This is a genomic window from Actinomadura rubrisoli, assembly GCF_004349215.1.
GTDB classification, from domain to species: Bacteria; Actinomycetota; Actinomycetes; order Streptosporangiales; family Streptosporangiaceae; genus Spirillospora; species Spirillospora rubrisoli.
This window is the reverse complement of the sequence record NZ_SMKU01000148.1, coordinates 1-22,707: the sequence shown is the minus strand read 5'-3', so window position 1 is coordinate 22,707 and position 22,707 is coordinate 1. Positions and strand designations below refer to the sequence as shown.

Sequence of the window (22,707 nt, the reverse complement as noted above, 5' to 3'; positions counted from 1 at the left end):
AGCGTGCGCCGGGCGGAGCGTGTGTGGGGTAGGGCGCGTGCGGGGTAGGGCGTGCGCTGGGTAGGGCGTGCCGGGTAGGGCGTGTGCGGGGTAGGGCGTTTCGGGTGCGCTTAGAGGGCGTGGCCGGGGTCACGGGGTGTTGTGTGCCTCGGGGTCCTGGGCTAGGACGGTGCGGCCGCCGTCTACGGGGATCGTCGCGCCGTTGATGAAGCTCGCGTCGGACGACAGGAGGTGCGCGACGGCGGCGGCCACCTCGTCCGCGTGGGCGACCCGGCCGAGCGGGTGCAGTTCGCCCATCCGCCGCTCGATGCCGGCCGCCCCGTCTGGGCCGAGGCCGTCCAGGAACTCCTCGTAGCGCTCGGTGCGGACCGAGCCCGGTGCCACGGCGTTGACGCGGATGCCGCGCGGCCCGTACTCGACGGCCAGCGCGCGGGTGAGCCCCTCGATCGCGGCCTTCGCCGTCACGTACGGGGTGCATCCCGGGACGGCCTGGCGCGCCTGGTGCGAGGTCACGTTGACGATCGCGCCGCCGGTGCCGGCGGCGATGAAGCGCCGCACCGCGGTCGCGCAGCCGACGACGGGCGCGGCGAGGTTCGCCCCGATGAGGTCGAGGACCTCGCGGGCCGACGCCGAGTGGAGCGAGGCGTCCCGGAACACCGCCGCGTTGTTCACCCATCCGGCGAGGGGCCCGGCCGCCTCGGCGAGGTCGGCGGCCCGCTCGGCGACCGCCTCGTCCGAGGCGTCCCCGGTCAGGGCGGTGATCCCGGCGTCCGCGGTCCACGCCAGCGCCGCCGGGTCCAGCTCGATCGCGACGACGCTCCCGCCGTCCGCGCGCAGCCGCTCGGCCACGGCCCGGCCGATGCCGCGGCCGCCTCCGGTCACCACGAACGATCCGCCCATTGCCGCCTCCCGGTGTCGCGGGGCGTCCCGATCAACCTACGCCGTGGGTGCGGGACGGTTCACCAGGTCGGACGGGTCGGTGTTGGCGCCGCAGAGGACGACCACCACGCGTTCGCCCGGGGCCGGGCGGTACGCGCCGGTGCGGAGGGCGGCGACCGCGGCGGCGGTGCCGTGCTCGATGGCCAGGCGGTACTCGCGCCAGACCAGCCGGCGGGCCTCGACGATCGCCTCGTCGCCGACGAGGACGGGCCGGACCCCGGTGCGGGACGCCACGTCGTAGGCGATGTCGCCGAGCCGCGTCGCGCCGAGGGAGTCGGCGGCGACGCCGGACACCCGCACGTCCACGGGACGTCCGGCGTGCAGCGCGCGTTCGAGCGTCGGGATGTCCTCCGGCTCGACGCCGACGACGCGCGCGCGACCGTCCAGCGCGGCGGCGACGCCCGCCATCAGCCCCCCGCCGCCGACCGCCAGCAGGACGGTGTCGACCTCGCCGCCCGTCTGCTCCAGGATCTCCAAGCCCAGCGTGCCCTGCCCCGCGCAGACGTCCGGCTGGTCGTAGGCGTGGCAGAACAGTGCGCCGGTGTCGGCGGCGTGCTTGGTCGCGGCCTCGAACGCCTCGGCGTACCGGACGCCGACCTGGACGACCGTCGCGCCGAGCGCGAGCAGCCCCGCGACCTTCACCTCGGGCGCCGTCTCCGGGACGAACACCTCGGCGGGGACGCCCAGCCGCGCCGCCGCGTACGCGAAGGCGAGGCCCGCGTTGCCGCCGGAGGCCGCGACGATCCCGGACGCGGGGAGCCGCCCCGCGGCGTGCGCGGCCAGGATGTGGCTGAACGCGCCGCGCGCCTTGAACGACCCGGTGTGCTGGGTCTGTTCGAGCTTCAGCCACATCCGCCCGGCGGGCGCGGGCGGACGGGCGTCCGGCGCGGACGGGCCGGAGTCCGCCGTGAGCGGGTCGGGGTCCACGGCGAGGAGCGGCGTCCTGCGGATCCGGCCCGCGACGCGTTCGGCGGCGGCCTCGACGTCCGGACGAGCGATCACTGGGGTCCCCCCTCCCCGCACGGACCGGCGCCGTGCTCCGGCCTCCATCTCTACCACTCAGATCGACGCGGCTTCCGGGACGGCCTCCTCGGCCTCCGGGGTCCGCGCGGTCTTGTCCACGAGCGGGACTTCCCGGACGAACCATGCCAGGACGAATGCCAGGATCCCGACACCGGCGGCGACGAGGAACGCCTGGTGGATGCCTCCGGCGACGGCGTGCTCGTAGGCGTCGCGGATGGCCGCGGGCAGCCGGTCCAGGCCGGCCGCGTCCAGCTGGGCCGAGCCCTCGGTGACGGCGGCCCCCGCCGCGCCGCCGCGCTCGGCCATGATGTCGTGGACGCGTCCGGCGAACAGCGCGCCGACGATCGAGACGCCGACCGAGCCGCCGATCGTCCGGGACAGGGTGGCGGTGGACGAGCCGACGCCGAGGTCCTCCGGCTCGACGCTCTGCAGCGTGACGATCAGGACGGTCTGCATCAGGCAGCCGATCCCGGCGCCGACCAGGGCCATGAACACGCCGGTGGTGAGACGCCCGGTGCCGGTGTCCATCGTGGACAGCAGCGCGAGCCCGGTGGTCAGCAGCGCCGCCCCGGCGACGATGAAGACCTTGTAGCGGCCGGTCCGGGTGATGACGGGCCCGGCGACCACGTTGACGGCGACCATCGCCAGGAACAGCGGCATCCCGAGCAGGCCCGCGTTGGTCGCGGACGCGCCCTGCACGCTCTGCTGGAACAGCGGCAGGTACGTCATCGCGCCGAACATCGCGAAGCCGAGGACGAACCCGATGATCGTGACGAGGGTGAAGTTGGCGTTGCGGAACAGGGTCAGCGGCAGGACGGGCTCGGCGGCGCGGCGCTCGACGAACACGAAGCCGGCCGCGGCGGCGACGGCGAGGGCCGCCAGCCCGGCGATGACGCCGGACGTCCAGGCGTACTCGGAGCCGCCCCAGGTGGTGACCAGGACGATCGAGGAGATCGCGGTGGCGAGCAGGACGACGCCGAGGTAGTCGATACGGGCCTTCGCGCGCCGCTTCGGCAGGTGCAGCACCGCCCCGACCATGAACAGCGCGAGCGCGCCGAGCGGCAGGTTGACGTAGAAGCACCAGCGCCAGCCGAGATGGTCGGTGATCGCGCCCCCGGCGAGCGGCCCGGCGATCATGGCCAGGCCCATGATGCCCGAGATCATGCCCTGGTAGCGGCCCTGCTCGCGGGGCGGGACCAGGCTGCTGATGATGGCGAGCGCGCCGACCATCAGCCCGCCCGCGCCGAGCCCCTGGACGGCCCGGAAGCCGATGAGCTGCGTCATGTCCTGCGACAGCCCGGCCAGCGCCGAGCCGGTCAGGAAGATCACGATGGCGGTGAGGAAGGCGCCCTTGCGCCCGTACATGTCGCCGAGCTTGCCCCAGACGGGGGTGGAGACGGCGGTGGCCAGTGTGTAGGCGGTCACGACCCAGGACAGGTGGCCGAGGCCGCCGAGGTCGCCGACGATGCTCGGCATCGCCGTTCCCAGGATCAGGTTGTCGAGCGAGGCCAGCAGCATCGCGATCATCACGGCGCCGATCACCACGTAGAGGTTGCGGCCGCGCGCCTCGTCCGGAGGGGAACTGGTCATGGTCGTCTGCCTTCTCGATGGGGAACTTACTTGCCGACCGGCTAGTTAACGGTTTCGAGTGTGCCGACTGGCTAGCCGGTCGTCAAGTAAGTTGAGGCGGTACCTTGGTCCTACGACGAGCGGAGGAGGCCATCCAGGTGGGCAGCAGGCCGCAGACGCGCCGCAAGGACACCCGGCAGCGGATCCAGGACGTGGCGCTGGAGCTGTTCCTCGAACGCGGCTACGACCAGACCTCGCTCCGGGAGATCGCCGAGCGGCTGGACGTCACCAAGGCCGCGCTCTACTACCACTTCCGCACCAAGGAGGACATCGTCAGCGGCCTCCTGGCCGACCTCGGGCGGCCGATCGACGAGCTGATCGCCTGGGGGCGCGACCAGCCGCGGACCCTGGAGACCCGGCGGGAGCTGCTGCGCCGGCTGAACGAGTCGCTGGAGACCGGCGCCCCCTTCTTCCGCTTTCTGCAGGAGAACCAGGCGGCCCTGCGCGGCAGGGAGTCCTCGGAGGGCTTCCGCGACCGCATGCGCGACCTGGCCGGGCTCCTAGCCGAGCCCGGCACGTCCGTCCTCGACCAGGTCCGCTCGGTCAGCGCGCTGTTCACCGTCTACTTCGGGACGTTCGCGCTGGACTCCATGGCGGGCGGACGGGAGGAGAAGCGCGCCGCCCTCCTCCAGGTCGCCTGGGAGCAGCTCGACGCCGCCCAGGCCGAACGCGACGCCGCGAACACCCAAAGCGACACCACGCGAGCCGGGTGCGAGGCCGCGAACACCGAAGGCGGCGCCGCGCAAGCCGGACGCGACGCCGCGCCGAAGCCTTAGTCGGGGCTGGCGAGTGAGGCGGCGCGGTCCAGCAGGGCCTTGCGCTCGGGCGCGTTGCGGGTGAGCCGCGCGGCGCGCTCGAACTCCGCGCGCGCCTCGTCGCGGCGTCCGAGCCGGGCCAGCAGGTCGCCGCGGACGCTCGGGAGCAGGTGGTAGCCGCGCAGGGACGGCTCGTCCGCGAGGGCGTCGGCGAGTTCGAGGCCCTTGCCCGGGCCGTGGGCCATGCCGACCGCGACCGCGCGGTTGAGGTCCACGACGGGGGAGGGCGCCACCCGCGCGAGGATCTCGTAGAGCGCCGCGATCTGCGCCCAGTCGGTGTCCTCGGGGGCGAGGGCCTGCGCGTGGCAGGCGGCGATTGCGGCCTGCAGCACGTACGGGCCGGGCGGCCCGCCGATCTCCTTCGCGCGCAGCAGGGCGGCGAAGCCGCGGTGGATGAGCAGCCGGTCCCAGAGCGCGCGGTCCTGCTCCAGCAGCGGGACGGGCTCGCCGCACGGCCCGGTGCGGGCCCGGGTGCGGGACGCCTGAACCTCCATCAGCGCGGCGAGCCCGTGCACCTCGGCCTCGCCCGGCGCGAGACCGGCCAGGATCCGGCCGAGGCGCAGGGCCTCCTGGCAGAGGTCCGTCCGCACCCAGTCGTCCCCGGCCGTCGCGGCGTACCCCTCGTTGAAGATCAGGTAGACGACCTCCAGGACGGACGAGAGGCGGGCCGCGCGATCGGGCCCCTCCGGGACCTCGAACGGCACGCCCGCCTCCGACAGCGTCCGCTTGGCCCGGACGATCCGCTGCGCGACGGTCGCCTCGGGGACGAGGAACGCCCGCGCGATCTCGTCCGTCGTCAGGCCGCCCAGCATGCGCAGCGTGAGCGCCACCCGGGCCTGCGTCGACAGCACCGGGTGGCAGGCGGTGAACACCAGCCGGAGCACGTCGTCCTCGATGCGCTCGTCGCCCGAGACCTCGAACTCCGCGTCGCCCGCCTCCGCCGCCAGCCCGTGGCCGATCTCCTCCAGCTTGTGCTCCAGGCGCCGCTGCCGGCGGATCCGGTCGATGGCGCGGCGCTTGCCGACGGCCATGAGCCAGGCGCCCGGGTTGTCCGGGACGCCCGACTCGGGCCATTGTTCGAGCGCGGCGACCAGCGCGTCCTGCGCCAATTCCTCGGCGAGGCCGACGTCGCGGACCAGGCGCGCGAGACCGGCGATGATGCGCGCGGACTCCAGCCGCCACACCGCCTCGATGCTCGCGTCCACGCCGGAACGTCGCACGCCGGAAGGGGCCATGCAGCAGATGACAGCACCGGCACCGCCCGCCGCGCAAGCTCGGCGCGTCCGGCTCACGCGCCGGGGGCGTCCTCCGGGCCGAACACCTGCTGGATCACGCCCTCGCCGTCGCCGACGATCTGCCAGAACCGGCGGGACAGCTCGATCGCCTCCTCCTTGCTGCGCACCTCGATCAGCGCGAAGCCGACGACCGCCTCCTTTGCCTCGGTGAAGGGACCGTCGGTGACGGTCACCTTGCCGCCGGAGGAGGTGATGCGCGTGCCGTGCGGGTCCAGGCCGCCGGTCGCCAGCAGCACCCCGGCCTTGGACATCTCGGCGATGAACGCGCCCATCTCCGCCAGCTGCTTCTCGTCCGGAGGGGCGGACTGCTCGCCGCCGTCCGTGGTCATCATCATGAACCGCATCGTGGTGTCTCCTCGTTCCCTCGTCCGAACCGGGCGTCTCCCGCCCGTTCACCAACGCGTCGAAGAGGGGGCGGCCGGATCGACATCGCGGACGATATTTCCGGATTTTTTCTCCGAAGTCGTATCGTGCCAGGTCACAACGGTCAGAGACGGTCCACGCGGCCGCGTTCGCCGAGATGGCCGAGTCCGGGACGGCTCCGGGCCATTGGGCAACCGGTCCGCCGACGAGTAACTTTGCCCCGTAGGCACGAATTTGTGCGCCCGAGGAGGGTTCCTGTGGGAGATCCACCGTCAGGATCCGGTGTGCCCGCCGCACCCGGCGGGGCCGTCCCCCAGGGACTGGACCCCGCCGGGCCGACCGTCCTGCGCATGCTCGTGGGCGCGCAGCTCCGGCGGCTGCGCGAGGCCGTCGGCATCTCCACCGAGGCCGCGGGGTATGAGATCCGCGGCTCCCACTCCAAGATCAGCCGCATGGAGCTCGGCCGGGTCGGGTTCAAGGAACGTGACATCGCCGACCTCCTGACCCTCTACGGGGTGACGGACGCCGCCCGGCGCGAGCCGATCCTGGAGCTGGCCGAGCAGGCCAACATGCCGGGCTGGTGGCAGCGGTACAGCGACGTGGTGGCCAGTTGGTTCGAGCCCTACCTGGGGCTGGAGCAGGGCGCCGACGTCATCCGGACGTACGAGGTGCAGGCCGTCCCGGAACTGCTCCAGACCGAAGACTACGCGCGCGCCCTGCTCCTGGCCCGCCACCCCGAGGCCCCCAGGGAGGAGATCGAGCGGCGGGTCGAGCTGCGGATGCGCCGCCGCCGCGTCCTCCATCGGGCCCACCCGGTGAAGCTCTGGGCGGTCCTGGACGAGGCGGCCCTGCGCCGCGCGGTGGGCGGCGCCGCGGTGATGCGCGAGCAGCTCCACCACCTCATCGAGGCGTCCCGGGATCCCAACATCACCGTCCAGGTCCTGCCGTTCTCCGCCGGGGGCCACCCCGCCGAGGGCGGCCCGGTGACCATCCTCCGCTTCGCCGAGCCGGAGCTGCCGGACGTCGTCTACCTGGAGCAGCTCGCCGGGGCCATCTACCCGGACCGGGCCGCCGACATCGTCCGCTACCGCGACGTGCTGAACCGGCTGGGCGTGCAGGCCGAACCCCCGGCCCGCACCCCCGACATGCTCCGGACCCTGCTCACCTACCTCTGAGCCCGCCCGCCTCTGAGCCCGCCCGCCTCCGGCCGGGGGGCGCTACTCGGCGGCCGGGCGGTAGGTGGCGACGATGACGCCGTTGCTGAACGCCTGGGTGCCGGCGAGCTCGAACGAGGCCGAGTAGCCGGCGGGGGCGAGCAGCTCGGCGGGGTCGCCGGAGCCGACGATGACCGGGTGGATCCACAGGCGCAGCTCGTCCAGGAGGCCGTTGTCGACGAGCGTCCGCGAGACCGCGCCGAAGCCGTACTGGAGGATGTCCTGGCCGGACTGCTCCTTGAGCTTCGCGATCTCCGCGACGGCCGCGTCGCGCTTGATGATCGTGGTGTTGTTCCAGGCGCCCTTCTCCAGGGAGTCGGAGACGACGTAGTGGCCGATGGTGTTCATCCGGACGCCGAAGTCGCCGGTGGCCTCCTCCATCGCGGGCCAGGCCTCGGCGAAGCCGTCGTAGGTCGCGCGGCCCATCACCATGGCGTCGCAGGAGAACAGCAGCTCCCTGGCGTAGGCGGCGGCCTCGTCGTTGAAGTAGGCCGACGTCCAGTTCTGCGGGTTCTCGATGACGCCGTCGAGCGAGATGTACGTCGAGTTGATGATCTTGCGCATGGTGTCCTCCGTGGAACTCGGTTGGAACTCAGGTCGTGTACGGGTGCTTGCGTCGTGCCTCGCGGAGGGCGCGGGCCCACCAGGAGAGCTGGTCGAGCGTGGTCGTGACCGCGGTGGTGCACTCGGCCGCGGCCTTCGGCCAGGAGCCGTCCGCCGCGAAATCCTCCCAGTAGCAGGCCAGGGTCATCCCGTCCCGGATCGTCACGGCGTGCAGCTCGGTGAAGACCTCGGTGAGCTGCGCCGCGGCGTGCCGTCCGCCGGACTCGCGGCCGTAGGAGACGATCGCGACGGGCTTGGCCTTCCACTCCTCGTAGTACCAGTCGATCGCGGTCTTGAGCGGAGCCGGGTAGCCGTGGTTGTACTCCGGCGTCACCACCGCGAACGCGTCGGCGGCGGCGAGCCGGGCGCCCAGGGCGAGCACCGGCGGCGGGGCCGCGTCGTCGTGGTCGGGCAGCGTCTCGGGGAGCCGCGTCTCGGCCAGGTCGATCACGTCGACGTCCAGGTCCGCGCGCTTGCGGGCCTGGCCGGCGAACCAGCCGGCGACGGTCGGCGCGAAGCGGCCGCGGCGTGTGCTGCCGACGATGACCGCCAGGCACAGCTTCTCCGGTTCCCGCATCTCCCGCCTCCTTCACCGTGGTGCCGGTTCGATGGGCCCTACTCTGCGCCAGGCGCTTTACCGGATTCTTACGGTCGGCTCACCTGGTCTTACGGTGGGGGCCTGAGGGGAAGTGGAACTGGGGGTAAGGGTGCGGCTGATGCGCTTCGGGGTACTGGGGCCCCTCGCCGTGTGGACGGCGGACGGCGGGCTCGTTCCGGTGCCCGGGCTGAAGGTCCGGGCGCTGCTCGCGGACCTGCTGGTGCACGAGGGCCGTCCGGTGCCCGCCGACCGGCTGATCGACGACCTGTGGGGCGAGGCGCTGCCCGGCAACCCCATGGGGTCCCTGTCGGCGAAGGTGTCGCAGCTCCGCCGGGTGCTGGAGGACGCGGAGCCGGGCGCGCGGGCGCTGGTGGAGTCGCGTCCGGCGGGCTACCTGCTGGGGGCGGACGACGAGCGGGTGGACGCGCGGCGCTTCCAGAGGCTGCTGACCGAGGCGAGGCGGACCGCGGACGCGGAGGCCAGGGCGGGGCTGCTGGCCGAGGCGCTCGGGCTGTGGCGGGGACCCGCGTTCGCCGACTTCGCGGACGAGCCGTTCACCCGCGCCGCCATCGCGTGGCTGGAGGAGCTGCGGCTGACCGCCCTGGAGGAGCACGCCGAGGTGCGGCTCGCGCTGGGCGAGCACGGCGCGGTGGCCGGGGAGCTCGGCGACGCCGTGGCCGCGCATCCGCTGCGCGAGCGGCTGCGGGCCGCGCACATGCGGGCCCTCTACCGGACGGGACGGCAGAACGAGGCGCTGGAGAGCTACGAGCGGCTGAGGGTCCTGCTCGCCGACGAGCTGGGCCTTGATCCCGGTTCCGAGCTGGCGGCGCTGCACCGGGCGATCCTCACGCAGGACCCGTGCCTGGACGGTCCCGCCGCGCCGGCCGTCCGCCCGTCCGGTCCGCGGTCGAACCTGCCGGTCCCGTCCACCGCGCTGATCGGACGGGACGGGGCGGTCGCCGAGATCCGCGCGCGGCTCGGGACGGACCGGCTGGTGACGCTCACCGGCCCGGGCGGGGTCGGCAAGACGCGGCTGGCGGTGGAGACGGCCGCCGGGCTCGTGGACAGGTTCGCCGACGGGGTGTGGATGGCGGAGCTGGCGGCGTTCGAGCGCTCCACCGTCCCGGACCTGGCGGAGGTCGTCACGGCGATCCTCGACATCCGGGACGGGCCGGGCGGTCCGGCGACGCCGCTCGACCGGCTCGCCGCGGCGCTGGGCGCACGGCGCCTGCTGCTCGTCCTGGACAACTGCGAGCACGTGGTCGAGCAGGCCGCGGAGCTGGCCGAGCGGCTGCTGCGCCGGGTGCCGGGCGTGCGGATCCTCGCGACGAGCCGCGAGCCGCTCGGGCTGGCCGGGGAGGTCGTGTGGGCCGTCCCGCCGCTGGAGGTCCCGGACGGGGCCGCCGGGCAGGACCTGGGGACGGTGGCGGAGGCGAGCGCGGTGCGGCTGTTCGCGGCGCGGGCGGAGGCGGCGTCGCGCGGGTTCCGCCTGGACGAGGGGACGGCGCGGGCGGTCGCCGTGCTGTGCCGCAGGCTGGACGGGATCCCGCTGGCCCTGGAGCTGGCGGCCACCCGCGTCCGGACGCTCGGCGTGGAGGGCCTGGTCGCCCGGCTGGACGACCGGTTCCGGCTGCTGGCCACCGGGCACCGCGGCGCCCCGCCCCGCCAGCGCACCCTCACCGCGATGATCGACTGGAGCTGGGACCTGCTCTCCGGGCCGGAGCGGGCCGTCCTGCGGCGCCTGGCCGTGCACGCCGACGGCTGCACGGTGGAGGGCGCCGAGGCCGTCTGCGCGGGCGGCGACGTCCCGGGGGAGGAGGTCCCCGAGGAGGAGGTCCTGGACCTGCTGGTCCGGCTGGTGGACCGGTCGCTGGTGGTCATGACCGAAGATCAAGGCGAGTCGGCCGAAGGTCCCGGAGAGGGGCCGCGCTACCGGCTGCTGGAGTCCGTCGCCGCCTACAGCGCCGACCGCCTCCGGCAGGCGGGCGAGGACGGGCGGACGCGCGACCTGCACGCCCGCCACCACCTTGCCCTGGCCGAGCGGGGCGAGCGCCGCCTCTACGGCCCGGAGCAGGCGCGCTGGCTGCGGATCTTCGACGTGGAGTCCGCCAACCTGCGCGCCGCGCTCGACACCGCCGTGGCCGCCCGCGACGCGGACGGCGCGCTGCGGCTCGTCGACGCCCTGGCCTGGTACTGGTTCCTGCGCGGCCGGCTGACCGAGGCGCTCCGCTCGCTGGACGCGGCGCTGGCGCTGGACGGCGGCCCGCCCGTCCCGAGGGCGCGGGCGGTGACGTGGCGGACGGGCCTGGCGATGCTCAAGGGCACCGCCCTCGACTGGGCGGCCCGGCGGGACGAGGCGCTGCGGCTCGTCGACGCGGCCGGGGACCCGGGCGTCCGCGCCTGGGCCCGGTGGTTCCTGACGTTCGCGGGCTCGGAGGTCGACGACGTCGCGGCGGCCGCGGTGGTGCTGGAGGAGGCGCTGGCCGCGTTCCGCGCGTCCGGCGACCGGTGGGGCGAGGGGGCCGCGCTGGCCATGCGGGCCATGCACGGCCACGCCCACGGCGACCCCGCCGCGCTCGAACGCGACGCCGAGCGGGCCGCGGCGCTGTTCGCCGAGATCGGCGACCGCTGGGGCCGGCTCCAGGCGATCGAGTGGCTCGGCGCGCACGCCGAGCTGACCGCCGACTACGACCGGGCCGAACGGCTCCAGCGCGACGGGCAGCGGATGGCCGAGGAACTGCACCTGTGGCCGGACGTCGCCGGCCGGATGGCGTGGCGCGGCTGGATCGCGCACCTGCGCGGGGACCAGGCGCCCGCCCGGCAGATGTTCGGCCGGGCGCTCCGGGTGGCGGCCGACCAGGGGCTCGCGCAGGTGGTGACGTTCGCGGAGCTGGGCCTCGGCCTCGTGGCGCTCCGCGAGGGGCGGCTGGACGACGCGGAGGAGCGGCTCGGCCGCATGCTGGACGCCGTCCCGCGCGGGGAGTTCCCGCCGCTGTACCTGCCGCTGATCCAGGTCGGGCTCGGGTACGCCGCCGAGCAGCGCGGCGACGCGGCGGCGGCGCTGCGGCTCCAGCGCGACGCCCTGGCCGTCGCGCTCCGCCTGGAGGCGCCGCGCGACATGGTGTTCTCCCTCGAAGGGCTGGCCGGCGCGCTGAGCCTGTCCGGCCGCCATGAGGAGGCCGCGGCGCCACTGGGGAAGGCGGCCGCGATCCGGGAGGAGACCGGGCTCAAGGCCGGGCCGGCCGAGCAGGGCGACATCGACCGCACCACCGCGCGGATCCGCGGGGCGATGGGCGCGGAGCCGTTCGCCGCGTTCTGCGCGGCCGGGGCCCTCCTCGACCCGGAGGAGATCCTGCGGCGCGCCGAGAAGGCCGACCCCGCAGGCGTCTCCGTGTGGGCCGCCGTGGCGCCTGACCAGCCGGAGGGCGGCGCCTGACCGGCCGGGCAGGCGCGATAGTGGAGGCATGCCGATCTTCTTCCGCCGCCCTGGCTTCGTCTGCGCCGACCACTTCCTGGACGTGCCGCTCGACCACGCCGAGCCGTCCGGGCCGTCCGGGCCGTCCATCCAGGTGTACGGGCGCGAGGTCGTCGCGCCCGGCAAGTCCTGCGCGAGGTCGACTCCCCGGTCTGATCGGTCGGCGCGGTCATGATCGGCCGGAACGGCCGGCGGCGAGACCGAACCGTGAGCGAACGGTGATGGAAGCGAATCCGATTTGCGGGGAATTGTCTCGATACGCAAAAGAAAATCGTCCCGGTCTTGTAGCGCGGCGCGCACCTCAATGATCATCGGCGTCTATGTGGCATCCGGGGCTCGTCGTCAGGAGGATGGCCGGGGACCGGACACTGGTCCTGGCCGCGTGCGCGACGGCGCTCTTCGCGACCACCGTCCTCGCGGCGCTGACCGGCTACGCGGGGTCGGTGACGCGGGAGGGCCTGCGGCGCACGCTCGCGGAGGCGACCTTCGACACCGCCGGGACGAGGATCGCCGCGCACGTCCCCGCCGGCGGCCTCGACGGCGCGCGGCAGCGGGTCGACGGGGCGCTGCGCCAGATCTACCGGGACGTGCCGCTCACCGTGTCGGTGGGCGTGCGCAGCGACTCGTACACGCTTCCCGGCCAGGAACGCCGTGACCACCCCGAGCTGACCGCCTTCGCGACCTATGCCGGGATCGAGAAGCACGCGCGGCTGGCGCAGGGCCGCTGGCCCGCCGCGAACGGCGCGGCCGCCGCCAAGGACGCGGAGATGGAGGCGGCGCTGCCCGGCGCGGCCGCCCGCGCGATGCGCGTGCGGGTCGGCGACTCGCTCACCGTCCGGGGCCGGATCGACCGGGAGGCGGTCGCACGGGTCAAGGTGGTCGGGCTGTTCGACGCCGACCGTCCCGACGACTACTTCTGGCAGGGCGACCGGTTGATTACGACCGGCGTCGAGCGGCTCGACTACACGACGCACGGGCCGTTCGTGGTGCCTCCCGAGGTGTTCGCCGGCCGGTTCACCGGCAGCGGCGCCGACGTCCGGTGGACGGTCATGCCCGACCTGCGCGGCGTGGACACCGGGGAGCTCATGTCCCTGGGGGACCGCGTCGCGAAGGGCGGCGAGGTCTTCCAGAAGGCCGGGAACGGGTCGCCGGTCACCGCGGTGACGAGCCTGCCGAAGCTGACCGGGCAGTTGCACGGGGCCGTGATGGTGGCGCGGTCCACGATGCTGATCCCGGTACTCCAGCTGATCCTGCTGGCCGGGTACGCGTGGATCCTCGTGGCCCGGCTGCTGGGCGAGCACCGGCGTGCCGAGACCGCGCTGCTGCGGACGCGCGGCGCGAGCATCCGCCAGCTCGCCGGCCTCGGCCTCGTCGAGGGGCTGCTGATCGTCCTGCCCGCCGCGCTGCTCGGGCCGCTGCTGGCGGCGCCGCTGCTGCGGCTGGCCGGGTACGCGCCCGCGGTGCGGGACTCGGGCCTGCGGCTGGACGCCGGTCCGCTCGCACCGCTGTGGGCCGTCTCGGTGGCGACGGCGCTGGCGTGCGCGGTCGTCCTGACGGTCCCGACGCTGCGCGGGGCCAACCGCACGTTCGTCGAGACGCAGACGGGCATCGGCCGGACGGCGCGCGGCGGGCTGCGCGGCTCGGGCGCCGACCTGGCGCTGCTGCTCGTCGCCGCGCTGGCGGTGTGGCAGCTCACCCGGTACGGCGCGAGCGGCTCGACCGACGAGGACGGCCCGTCCGGGATCGATCCCGTCATCGTGTCCGGTCCCGCGCTGGCGCTGCTCGCGGGCGGCGTCCTGCTGCTGCGGCTGGTGCCGGTCGCGTCCCGCACCGCCGAGCGCGCCACCACCCGGGGGCGGGGGCTCGCGCCCGCGCTCGGCGCCCGGCAGGTCAGCCGCCGCCCCCTCCGGTACGCGGGCCCGGCGCTGCTGCTGGTCATGGCGATGGCCGTCGGGGTGCTGTCGGTGACCACGATGGGCACCTGGCGCCGCTCGCAGACCGACCAGGCCGACTTCCAGACCGGTGCCGACCTGCGCCTGGAACGGCCGTCCCTGCCCGGGGGACCGGCGGCTCTCGGCCAGGGCGGGCGGTTCGCCTCGCTGCCCGGCGTCACCGCCGCGACGGGCGTGGTCCGCAAGGACGTCACCGTCGGCACGACGTCCGGGACGCTGCTGGCCGCCGACGCGCGGGCGCTGGACCCGATCCTGCGCGTCCGCCCCGGCCTGCGCGACGACCTGGACCTGGCGAAGCTGGCGGCGGGGCGGCCCGCGCCGCCGGTGCTCGCCGTCCCGGGCAGGCCCGGACGGCTGCTGTTCGACCTGCGGCTGACCAAGGGCCGCGGGGGCCCGCCCCCGTTCGTCTCGACCGGGCCGGACGACCAGCCCCCGCCGCGCAAGGGGACCTACCAGGTGGCGGTCACCATCGAGGACGCGCACGGGCAGACGCAGCGGGTCACGCTGGCCGGGCTGCGCCCCGACGGACGGACCCAGACGATCGCGGTGAGCGCCGCCGATCTCGCCGGGCCCGGCGGGGTGCTGTCCTACCCGCTGTCGGTCCGCGGCTTGCATTACGTCTACGACGACAACGACCCCTCGGGTTCCCTGGAACTCGGCCTCGTGCGCGTGCGCGGCGAGGGCACGGGGGACGCGACGGCGCCCGCCGGAGCGCGCTGGAACGTGTTCGACGGGCCGCGCGACGAGGACCGCCCCCTGAAGCCGGGCGAGCTGGCGACGCTGTCGCTCCGGGCGACGGCGTCGCGGGAGGGCTGGCAGACCGGCACGGGCCAGACCGTGGACGCGATGCTCGCCACGTCCGCGCCGCCCAAGCGCTCCACGGCCCAGGAGAACCTGCAGCCCGCCGTGCCGGGGATCATCACCGAGGAGACCGCCGCACGGGCGCGGGTCGGCGTCGGCGCCACCTTCACCCTCGGCACCGCCGACGGCGACCAACCGGTCACCGTGGCGGGGATCGTCCCGGCGCTGCCGAGCACCGCGCCCGACCGGCCCGGTGTCCTGGTGGACCTGCCCACCCTGACCGAGCGGCGGCTCGCCGCCGCCAGCGCCGGACCCGAGAGCACCCGTCCCGGCGAGTGGTGGGCGTCGGTGCGCGACTCCCGCACCGCGCCGGCCGCCCGGGCGATGGCCGGCCACCGCGCCTGGGGCGACGTCGCCGGCGACCGCGCCGCGACGCGCACCCGGCTCCGCGACGCCCCGCTCGGCGCGGCGCTCCAGGGCGCGCTCGTCCTGGGCTTCGGCGCGGCCCTGATCTTCGCCGTCATCGCCTTCGTGGTGAACGCGGCGGTGTCGGTGCGGGAGCGGGCCCGGGAGTTCGCCGTGCTGCGCGTCCTCGGCGTCCGGCCCCGGCAGGTCGCCGGGATGCTGGCGGTCGAGCAGGCGTTCCTCGTCGCGCTCGGCCTGCTCGGCGGACTGGCGCTCGGGCTCGTCGTGGCGCGGCTGGTCATCCCGCACATCGTGCTCACCGTGCAGGCGGCGCCGCCGTATCCGCCCGCCGACCTGATCGTCCAATGGCCCGTGGTGCTCGCCATGTTCGGCGGTGTGGGCGTGGTGCTCGGCCTGCTGCTGGCCCTGGTGATCCGGATGCTGCACCGCCGCGATCTCGGCGCCGGGCTGCGCGTGGGGGAGGAGTGATGAACGGTCCCTGGACGCGGCTCGCCCGCACGCAGTGGGCGCCGCTCGCCGCGCTGGCCGTGCTGGCGCTGGTCGCCGCGGTGCTCGCGGTCACCGTCCCGTCCCGCACGGCCGACGGGTACGACCGCGCCGCGGCCGCCTCGCTGGGCGCGGACGGGGACGTGCGCGTGGAGGCCCGGGTCGCGGGGACGGAGGGGTTCCGGTCCGTCCCCACGGCGTCGGACATGGCGCTCAACTCGGTCAACTGGCAGCAGCTGCTGCCGTCCACCCTCCGCGCGGTCGTCGGTGCGCCCGAGCAGTCGGTCTCGACGCGCGGGGACCGGGTGCCCGATCCGTCGCCCGAGCCCCGCATCGTCACCGTGAGCTGGGACGACGGCGCGCTCAAGCGGCTGCGGCTCGTCGCCGGCGCCCCGCCCTTCAACCAGGTGTCCGACGACAGCGACGACGACCGCGGCCGCGAGGTGCAGATCGGGGTCTCCCAGCAGGTCGCCGCCAAGTTCGGCTACAAGGTGGGCCAGCGGCTGCGCGTCGGCACGCGGCGCGTCCGGATCACCGGCCTGTACGCGCCGGTGAACGCGTCCGACCCGTACTGGGTGAGCCGCGGCGACATGCTCAGGTGGCGGTCGGGTCTCAACGGGGACGGCGTCATGGTCCACCATGCCACCGCGCTTGTCGACGCGGGCGCCTACGGGCTGCTCACACGCGCCGACGACCAGCTCACCTACACCTGGCGCTTCCCCGTCCGCGGCGACGCCCTCACCAACGAGCGCACCGGCGCCATGGCCGCCGACCTGGAGGCGTACCGCGCCGCCATCAAGAACCGCTCCGACGTCTTCCCATGCGAGGTCGTCACCGCGCTGGACGCCCGGCTCAAGAGCTACGCGGGGCAGCTCCGCACCGCCAAGACCGTCCTCGGTCTGGCGCACAGCGGGCTCGCCGCCGTCGCCGCCGGTGTCCTGCTGCTCGCCGCCGGCCTCCTCGCCGAGCGGCTCCGGCCCCTCCTTGCCACGATGCGCGCGCGCGGTGCCTCGCTCCGCCAGCTCGCCGCCCCCGCCTGCGGCCTGGCCGCGCTGGCCGTCCTGCCCGCCGCCGCCCTCGGCTACGGCGCCGGACGGCTGCTCGGCACCGGGCCGCCGCAGGCCCAGTCGGTCTACGTGATCGCCGCGCTGGTCGCGCTCGTGCTCGCGCTCCCGGCCGTCATGATCGTCCGGGAGCACGCGGGCGTCGCCCCGGCGGCGGACCGGCGGGAGGACCTCGCCGCGGCCCGCACGTCCAGGCGGCGGCTCGTCCTGGAGGCGCTGGTCGTGGTGCTCGCGGTCATCGGCGTCGTGCTGCTGCGCCGGCGCGGTCCGGCGGGCGGCGACGACCCGCTGGTCGCCGCCGTCCCCGTCCTGCTCGGCGCCGCCCTCGGCCTGCTGGTCCTGCGCGTCTACCCGTACCTGCTGCGGGCCGCCGGGCGGGCGCTGAAGCGCGGCCGGGGCGTGGTGGGCTTCCTCGGCTTCGCGCGCGGCGCCCGCCAGAGCGCAATCGGGGCGCTGCCCCTGGTGGTGCTGCTGCTCGCCGCCACCGTGGCAGGCTTCGCCGCGACCGTCGAGACCGCGCTGCAGCGCGGGCAGGAGAACGCGGCCTGGGCCGCCGTCGGCGCCGACGCCCGCATGGCGGCCGAGCAGTTCGACCCCGGCGTCCTCGGCAAGGTCCGCGCGGTGCGCGGCGTCAAGGACGCGGTCCAGGCGCGGGTCGTCAACGACCTGCGCCCGCAGTCCGGCCCCGCCCGGATCACGCTGATCGCCATCGACCTGGAGGCGTACGAGCGGATCGCGCCCGGACGGCTGCCCGCGCACCCCCGGGGCGCGCTGCTGTCCCCGGCGGCGGCACGGGACCTCGGCTCCGGCCCCGTCACGCTGAGCAAGCCGGGCTTCGACCCGATCCGCGTCGAGCCGTCCGGCCGGATCGAGGACTTCCCGGGCGGGCCCGGCGCCGCGTTCGCCGTCGTCCCGTACCGGACGCTCAAGGGCACGCAGGCGTTCCCCAACGAGGTCTTCGTCCGCGGTGACCCGGACAGGGCCGCGCTCCAGGCCGCGCTCCGGGCGTCGCTTCCGCCGAACCCCGCCGCGGGCGGCTTCGACCAGGTCATCGAGGTGAGGCGGGACGCCTTGAAGGAGATGACCCGGGCGCCGATGGTCGACGTCGTGAACGACACCTTCCGCGACGCCACCCTCGCCGGCGGCGCGTTCGGGCTGCTCGCCGTGCTGCTCGTGCTCGTCGTCGGGGCCAGGGCCCGCGGGCGCTCCATCGCCCAACTGCGCGTCCTGGGGCTGAGCCGGCGGCAGAGCCGGAACCTGGCACTGGTGGAGATCACGCCCGTGCTGCTGTGCGCGGTCGGCGCCGGATGGGTGCTCGGGCTGCTGCTGCCCGGGATCACCGGCCCGGTCGTCGACCTGCGCCCCTACACCGGCGGCTTCGCCGCCGGCAACTACGCGGTGGACCCGGCGGCGCTGCCCGCGCTGCTCGGGGCCCTGCTGCTCGCCGCCGCGGCGGCGGTGGCCGTCGACCGCGCCTTCGACGCCCGCCGCGACCTCGGCGGCGTCCTGAGAACGGGGGAGTGAAGATGAGCCGCGTACCCGACCTCGCCGAACTGGAGCGCCGCGCCACCGAGCGCGGCCCCGCCTTCGGCGAGGGCGCGCACATCGTCTGCGACAACCTGGTGCGCATCTACAAGAGCGACGGCATCGAGGTCGTCGCGCTGCAGGGCCTGGACCTGCTGGTCGACCCCGGCGAGCTGATCGCCATCGTCGGCGCGTCCGGCTCGGGCAAGTCCACCCTGCTCAACATCCTGTCCGGGCTGGACGTGCCGACCGCCGGCGTCGCCCGGGTCGCCGGCGCGGACCTGCTCACGATGGCGTCCAAGGAGCGGCTGAAGTTCCGGCGCGAGCAGGTCGGGTTCATCTGGCAGCAGACGTCCCGCAACCTCCTGCCGTACCTCACCGCCATGCAGAACGTCGAGCTGCCGATGCGCTTCGCGGGCCGCTCCCGCCGCGAGCGCCACATCCGCGCGGCCGAGCTGCTCGGCATGCTCGGCGTCGGCGACTGCGCCGGGCGGCGCCCCGCCGAGCTGTCGGGCGGCCAGCAGCAGCGCATCGCCATCGCCGTCGCCATCGCGAACGAGCCGCACGTCGTGCTGGCCGACGAGCCCACCGGCGAGCTCGACACCGTCACCGCCGCCGACGTGTTCGGCGCGCTGCGCCGCGTCAACCAGGAGTTCGGGACCACCACCGTGGTGGTGACGCACGACGCGCAGGTCGCCGAGCGGGTCGACCGGACGGTCGGCATCCGCGACGGCCGCACCAGCAGCGAGGTCCGCCGCCGCGACGAGGCGGACGGGACGCGGGTCAGCGAGGAGTACGCCGTCCTGGACCGGACCGGCCGCGTCCAGCTGCCCCGGGGCTTCACGCAGGCCCTCGACATGAAGGATCGCGTCCGGCTGGCGCTGGAGAGCGACCACGTCGGCGTCTGGCCGGACCGCCCGGAGGCGCGGCGGGACCAGGAGCGGCGGGACCAGGAGGAGAGCGATGAGTGAGCCGATGGTCGCCGTCGAGGGGCTGACCAGGACGTACCGGACGGGCAAGGTCGAGGTCCCCGCGCTGCGCGGCGCCTCGTTCAGCGTGGCCTCCGGCGAGCTGGTCGCGATCAAGGGGCGGTCCGGCTCCGGCAAGACCACCCTGCTCAACCTGATCGGCGGCCTGGACACCGCCGACGCCGGGACCGTCCGGGTGGCCGGCAAGGACATCGGCGGCCTCCCCGAGGACGATCTGCTCGCCCTGCGCCGCGACGTCATCGGCTTCGTCTTCCAGTCGCACGGGCTGATCCCGGTGCTGTCGGCGGCGGAGAACGTGGAGGTCCCGCTCCGCCTGGCCCGCACCGCCCCCGCCGAGCGCGACAAGCGGGTCCAGGTCCTGCTCGGCCTCGTCGGGCTGGCCGACCACGCCGAGCAGCGCCCGTACGAGCTGTCCGGCGGCCAGCGGCAGCGCGTCGCGATCGCGCGGGCCCTGGCCAACCGCCCCCGGCTGCTGCTGGCCGACGAGCCCACCGGCCAGCTGGACTCCGAGACGGCCGCCGCGATCATGCCGCTGCTGCGCGCCGTCGTCGCCAGCGAGGGCGTCACGGTCCTCGTCGCCACCCACGACCAAGCGCTGCTGGGCGAGGCCGACCGCGTCCTGCACCTTGAGGACGGCGCGATCACCGAGACCCCGGTCCCGGCCGCCTGAGAGCGGGCTTGGAGTGAACTCGCTCCGGGCCCGCCGCGTCCAACCCCATGGTGCGGCGGCCCCGGGGGAGGCCGCCCATCGCCACCGACCCCTGGATGACGACGAGGAGCGCGCGTGCGGACTCCCCTGCTGCCCGGCGACCCCGGCTCGATCGGCGGCTACGGCCTGGTGGGGCGGCTCGGAGCGGGCGGCATGGGCGCGGTCTACCTCGGCGAGGACGTCACCGGCGCGCCGGTCGCGGTCAAGACGATCAGGTCCGAGCTCGTCCACCGCAAGGACGGCAAGGTCTCCGCGCGGTTCCGCCGGGAGATCGCGGCGCTGCGGCGGCTCAGCCGGCGCTGCACCGCCGCCCTGCTCGACGCCGACCCCGACGCCGACCCGCCCTACCTGGTCATCGAGTTCGTCGAGGGCCCCACGCTGGCCGAGCGGGTGCAGGCGGACGGCCCGTTGCGCGGCACGGCGCTGGAGGAGGTCGCCATCGGCACTGTCGCCGCGCTGGAGCACATCCACGCCGAGGGCATCACCCACCGCGACCTCAAGCCCGGCAACATCCTGATCGGCCCCTACGGCCCGCGCGTCATCGACTTCGGGATCGCCCTGCTGACCGAGCGGAGCACGCGGATCACCGCCACCGGCGAGCTGTGGGGCACCCCGCCGTACATGGCGCCCGAGCAGCTCGTGGGCGAGCGGGTCGGCTCGGCCGCCGACCTGTTCGCCTGGGCCGGGACGGTGGTGTACGCCGCGTCCGGGGCACCGCCGTTCGGCGACGACCGCCGGACCGTCCACACCCGGATCCTGCACGGCGAGCCGGTGGTCGAGGGGATCGGCGGCCCGCTGCTCGGCCTGGTGCGCCGGGCGCTGGCCAAGGACCCCGCCGACCGGCCCACCGCGTCCGAGGCCCTGGAGGCGCTGCGCGTCCTGACCACGTCCCGGACGGTGCTGAGCCAGGCCGCGGTCAGCTCCGGCGCGGTCGGCTCCGGCGCGGTCGGCTACGGCGCGGACGCCGGAGGGCGGCGCGGCGGCAGCGACGGCCGGCATCTGCTGGCCGACGACGCGGACGAGTGGGCCGACCTGGCCGCGCGCAGCCTCGCCGAGGGCAAGACGCAGCTCGCCCTCTACCAGGCGCAGCGCGGGCTGACGCTGGAGCCGCTGCATCCCCGCTGCCTGCTCCACCGCGCCCAGGCCAACCTCGCCGAGGGCGGGCACGGGCTCCAGGACCTCCAGCTCGCGCACGAGGTCGACCCGGAGGACCCGGAGATCCGCCAGGCGTTCGCCAGGGAACTGGTGTCGCGCGGAGCCCCGCGCGACGTGGAGCGGGCCTACTCGCTGGCGCCGGAGGACCCGGTGGTGAGCGTCGCCTATGCCAGGCTTCTCGCCGAACGCGGCTTGGCGGGGGAGGCGTTCGAACTCGCCCCGCATGACGAGGTCGTCCGCAAGAGTTACGCGCTGAGCCTCGCGGACGGATCGGCGAGCGTCATCGAAGCGCTGGAGCTCCGGCCCGACGATCCCGAGATCTGGGCCCGGTACAGGGAGTTCGCGGAGCGGAAGGCCGGATCGCCGAACATCGAACCAGACCTCCTACGCGCCTTCCTCGCTTTCCTGGAGACGCTCCGCAGGGCGCGTCCCGAACCCGGGGCGACGGAGGACGGTCTCGACCTGGCCCAGGTCGGCGACGCGCTGGCGGCGCTGGAGACGCAGGCCGATCGGCTCCCTCCCGAGATCAAAGGCTCCCTGTTGCCCCTGGTCACGGCGGCGCTCCAGGGCGAGGTGGACAAGAACGCCTCCGCCGTCGACGGCTACTCGGAGCACCGGGGCGAGGAGATCCGGCGGGCGGCGGAGCAGGCCGCGTTCCTCGCGCACCCCAGGGACCAGCAGCTCGCGAAGCTCGCCAAGGACGCGGTCAGGCGCCCGGTGGGCCTCGGCGCGGAGCTGTTCGGCTGCGGCTTCCTGATCGCCGTCCCCCTCCTGGCCCTGTACCCGGCGCTGGCCCTGCTCGGCCCCGGATGGTCGGCCTCGGCGGTCGTCCTGGGGGTGATCGGAGCCGTTATCTTCGGACTGACCGCGGTCAGCTCCTACCGCGGTCATCGGGGCCGCCGGCGGGCATAATCCCCGGGAGCCGGGGAGAGCGGGAACGGGGGAGTGGCCATGACGACGGTCGTGCTGGTGGGGACGCTCGACACGAAGGGCGCCGAGTACGCGTGGCTGCGCGACCGGATCCGCGCGCTGGGGTGCGAGGCGGTCCTGGTCGACGCGGGTGTCGGGCCGCCCGGGGCGGACGCCGACGTGCCCGCCGGGCGGGTGGCGCGCGCCGGGGGCGCGTCGCTGGAGGCGCTGCGGGACGCGGGGGACCGGGGCGCGGCGGTCACGGCGATGGGCGAGGGCGCCGCGGCGGTCCTGGTCGAGCTGCTGGAGGAGGGACGGCTCGACGCCGTCCTCGCGGTGGGCGGCAGCGGCGGGTCGTCGATCGCGGCGCGGGCCGTCCGGGACCTGCCGATCGGCCTGCCCAAGGTGATCGTGTCGACGATGGCGTCCGGGGACGTGGCACCGTACGTGGGCGCGAAGGACGTCACGCTGACCTACAGCGTCGTGGACATCGCGGGCGTCAACCGCGTGTCGCGGCTCATCCTGGGCAACGCGGCCGCGGCGGCGGCCGGGATGGCGGAGGCGTACGCGGCCGCTCGGGAACCGGCGGGGACGGCCGGCGATGAGCGGCCGCTGGTCGGGGCCTCGATGTTCGGGGTCACGACACCCGCGGTGGACGCGGCGCGCGAGCGGCTGGAGGAGCTCGGGTACGAGGTGCTGGTGTTCCACGCGACGGGCGCGGGCGGGCGGGCGCTGGAG

17 protein-coding genes are annotated in these 22,707 nt (G+C 75.1%); 10 read left to right on the top strand and 7 right to left on the bottom strand.

The features are described from left to right. Positions 1-129: 129 nt before the first annotated feature. The 3 genes from E1298_RS25400 to E1298_RS25390 are packed head-to-tail and all read right to left on the bottom strand — an operon-like array spanning position 130 to position 3,552. Entirely contained in the window at positions 130-900 is a 771-nt protein-coding gene (locus E1298_RS25400) for an SDR family NAD(P)-dependent oxidoreductase (protein WP_131897480.1), read from the bottom strand. A gap of 36 nt (positions 901-936) precedes the next feature. Next, complete coding sequence (locus E1298_RS25395) at positions 937-1,941, bottom strand: threonine/serine dehydratase (RefSeq protein WP_131897478.1); 1,005 nt, start codon at positions 1,939-1,941, stop codon at positions 937-939. 57 nt (positions 1,942-1,998) lie between these two features. After that, positions 1,999-3,552, bottom strand: coding sequence for an MDR family MFS transporter (locus E1298_RS25390; protein ID WP_131897476.1), 1,554 nt, complete (start codon positions 3,550-3,552; stop codon positions 1,999-2,001). 137 nt (positions 3,553-3,689) lie between these two features. Here E1298_RS25390 and E1298_RS25385 point away from each other — a divergent pair, with 137 nt between their 5' ends. Next, positions 3,690-4,367 carry a TetR/AcrR family transcriptional regulator gene (locus E1298_RS25385; RefSeq protein ID WP_131897474.1) on the top strand — a complete coding sequence of 226 codons (678 nt, stop codon included), beginning with the start codon at positions 3,690-3,692 and terminating at the stop codon, positions 4,365-4,367. Here E1298_RS25385 and E1298_RS25380 read toward each other — a convergent pair. Together E1298_RS25380 and E1298_RS25375 are read right to left on the bottom strand one after the other, a co-directional pair. After that, positions 4,364-5,626, bottom strand: coding sequence for an RNA polymerase sigma factor (locus E1298_RS25380; protein ID WP_243725793.1), 1,263 nt, complete (start codon positions 5,624-5,626; stop codon positions 4,364-4,366). The two genes, E1298_RS25385 and E1298_RS25380, sit on opposite strands and share 4 nt — an antisense overlap. Positions 5,627-5,694: 68 nt before the next feature. Then, positions 5,695-6,036, bottom strand: coding sequence for a YciI family protein (locus E1298_RS25375; RefSeq protein ID WP_243725792.1), 342 nt, complete (start codon positions 6,034-6,036; stop codon positions 5,695-5,697). 312 nt (positions 6,037-6,348) lie between these two features. Here E1298_RS25375 and E1298_RS25370 point away from each other — a divergent pair, with 312 nt between their 5' ends. Next, entirely contained in the window at positions 6,349-7,239 is an 891-nt protein-coding gene (locus E1298_RS25370) for a helix-turn-helix domain-containing protein (protein WP_424923137.1), read from the top strand. A gap of 42 nt (positions 7,240-7,281) precedes the next feature. Here the strand turns inward: E1298_RS25370 and E1298_RS25365 are convergent, their stop codons facing one another. Together E1298_RS25365 and E1298_RS25360 are read right to left on the bottom strand one after the other, a co-directional pair. Further along, the gene (locus E1298_RS25365; protein WP_131897468.1) at positions 7,282-7,842 is read right to left on the bottom strand and encodes a dihydrofolate reductase family protein; all 561 of its coding nucleotides are present in this window, start codon (positions 7,840-7,842) and stop codon (positions 7,282-7,284) included. Positions 7,843-7,870: 28 nt separating this feature from the next. Further along, positions 7,871-8,458 (bottom strand): NADPH-dependent FMN reductase, encoded by a 588-nt coding sequence (locus E1298_RS25360; protein WP_131897466.1) that lies wholly within the window; start codon positions 8,456-8,458, stop codon positions 7,871-7,873. A 139-nt stretch (positions 8,459-8,597) separates the two neighbouring features. On the opposite strand from E1298_RS25360, the gene E1298_RS25355 reads away from it, so the two are divergent. From E1298_RS25355 to E1298_RS25320, 8 genes are all read left to right on the top strand, one after another. Next, positions 8,598-11,915, top strand: a complete 3,318-nt coding sequence (locus E1298_RS25355) for an AfsR/SARP family transcriptional regulator (protein WP_131897464.1) — start codon at positions 8,598-8,600, stop codon at positions 11,913-11,915. A gap of 28 nt (positions 11,916-11,943) precedes the next feature. Continuing rightward, on the top strand, positions 11,944-12,129 hold the full coding sequence (locus tag E1298_RS25350; protein WP_131897462.1) for a hypothetical protein: 186 nt from the start codon (positions 11,944-11,946) through the stop codon (positions 12,127-12,129). Positions 12,130-12,274: 145 nt separating this feature from the next. Continuing rightward, a complete protein-coding gene (locus tag E1298_RS25345) occupies positions 12,275-15,601 on the top strand; it encodes an ABC transporter permease (RefSeq protein WP_131897460.1) in 3,327 nt (1,108 codons plus the stop codon). Further along, complete coding sequence (locus E1298_RS25340) at positions 15,601-18,207, top strand: ABC transporter permease (RefSeq protein WP_131897458.1); 2,607 nt, start codon at positions 15,601-15,603, stop codon at positions 18,205-18,207. Before E1298_RS25345 ends, E1298_RS25340 begins: the two co-directional genes overlap by 1 nt. A gap of 2 nt (positions 18,208-18,209) precedes the next feature. Continuing rightward, a complete protein-coding gene (locus tag E1298_RS25335; RefSeq protein WP_131897456.1) occupies positions 18,210-19,178 on the top strand; it encodes an ABC transporter ATP-binding protein in 969 nt (322 codons plus the stop codon). After that, on the top strand, positions 19,171-19,866 hold the full coding sequence (locus E1298_RS25330) for an ABC transporter ATP-binding protein (protein WP_131897454.1): 696 nt from the start codon (positions 19,171-19,173) through the stop codon (positions 19,864-19,866). Before E1298_RS25335 ends, E1298_RS25330 begins: the two co-directional genes overlap by 8 nt. A gap of 114 nt (positions 19,867-19,980) precedes the next feature. Beyond that, the gene (locus E1298_RS25325) at positions 19,981-21,972 is read left to right on the top strand and encodes a serine/threonine-protein kinase (protein ID WP_131897452.1); all 1,992 of its coding nucleotides are present in this window, start codon (positions 19,981-19,983) and stop codon (positions 21,970-21,972) included. A gap of 39 nt (positions 21,973-22,011) precedes the next feature. Further along, positions 22,012-22,707: Tm-1-like ATP-binding domain-containing protein (locus tag E1298_RS25320; RefSeq protein ID WP_207944826.1), on the top strand; the 696-nt coding region annotated here is incomplete at its 3' end.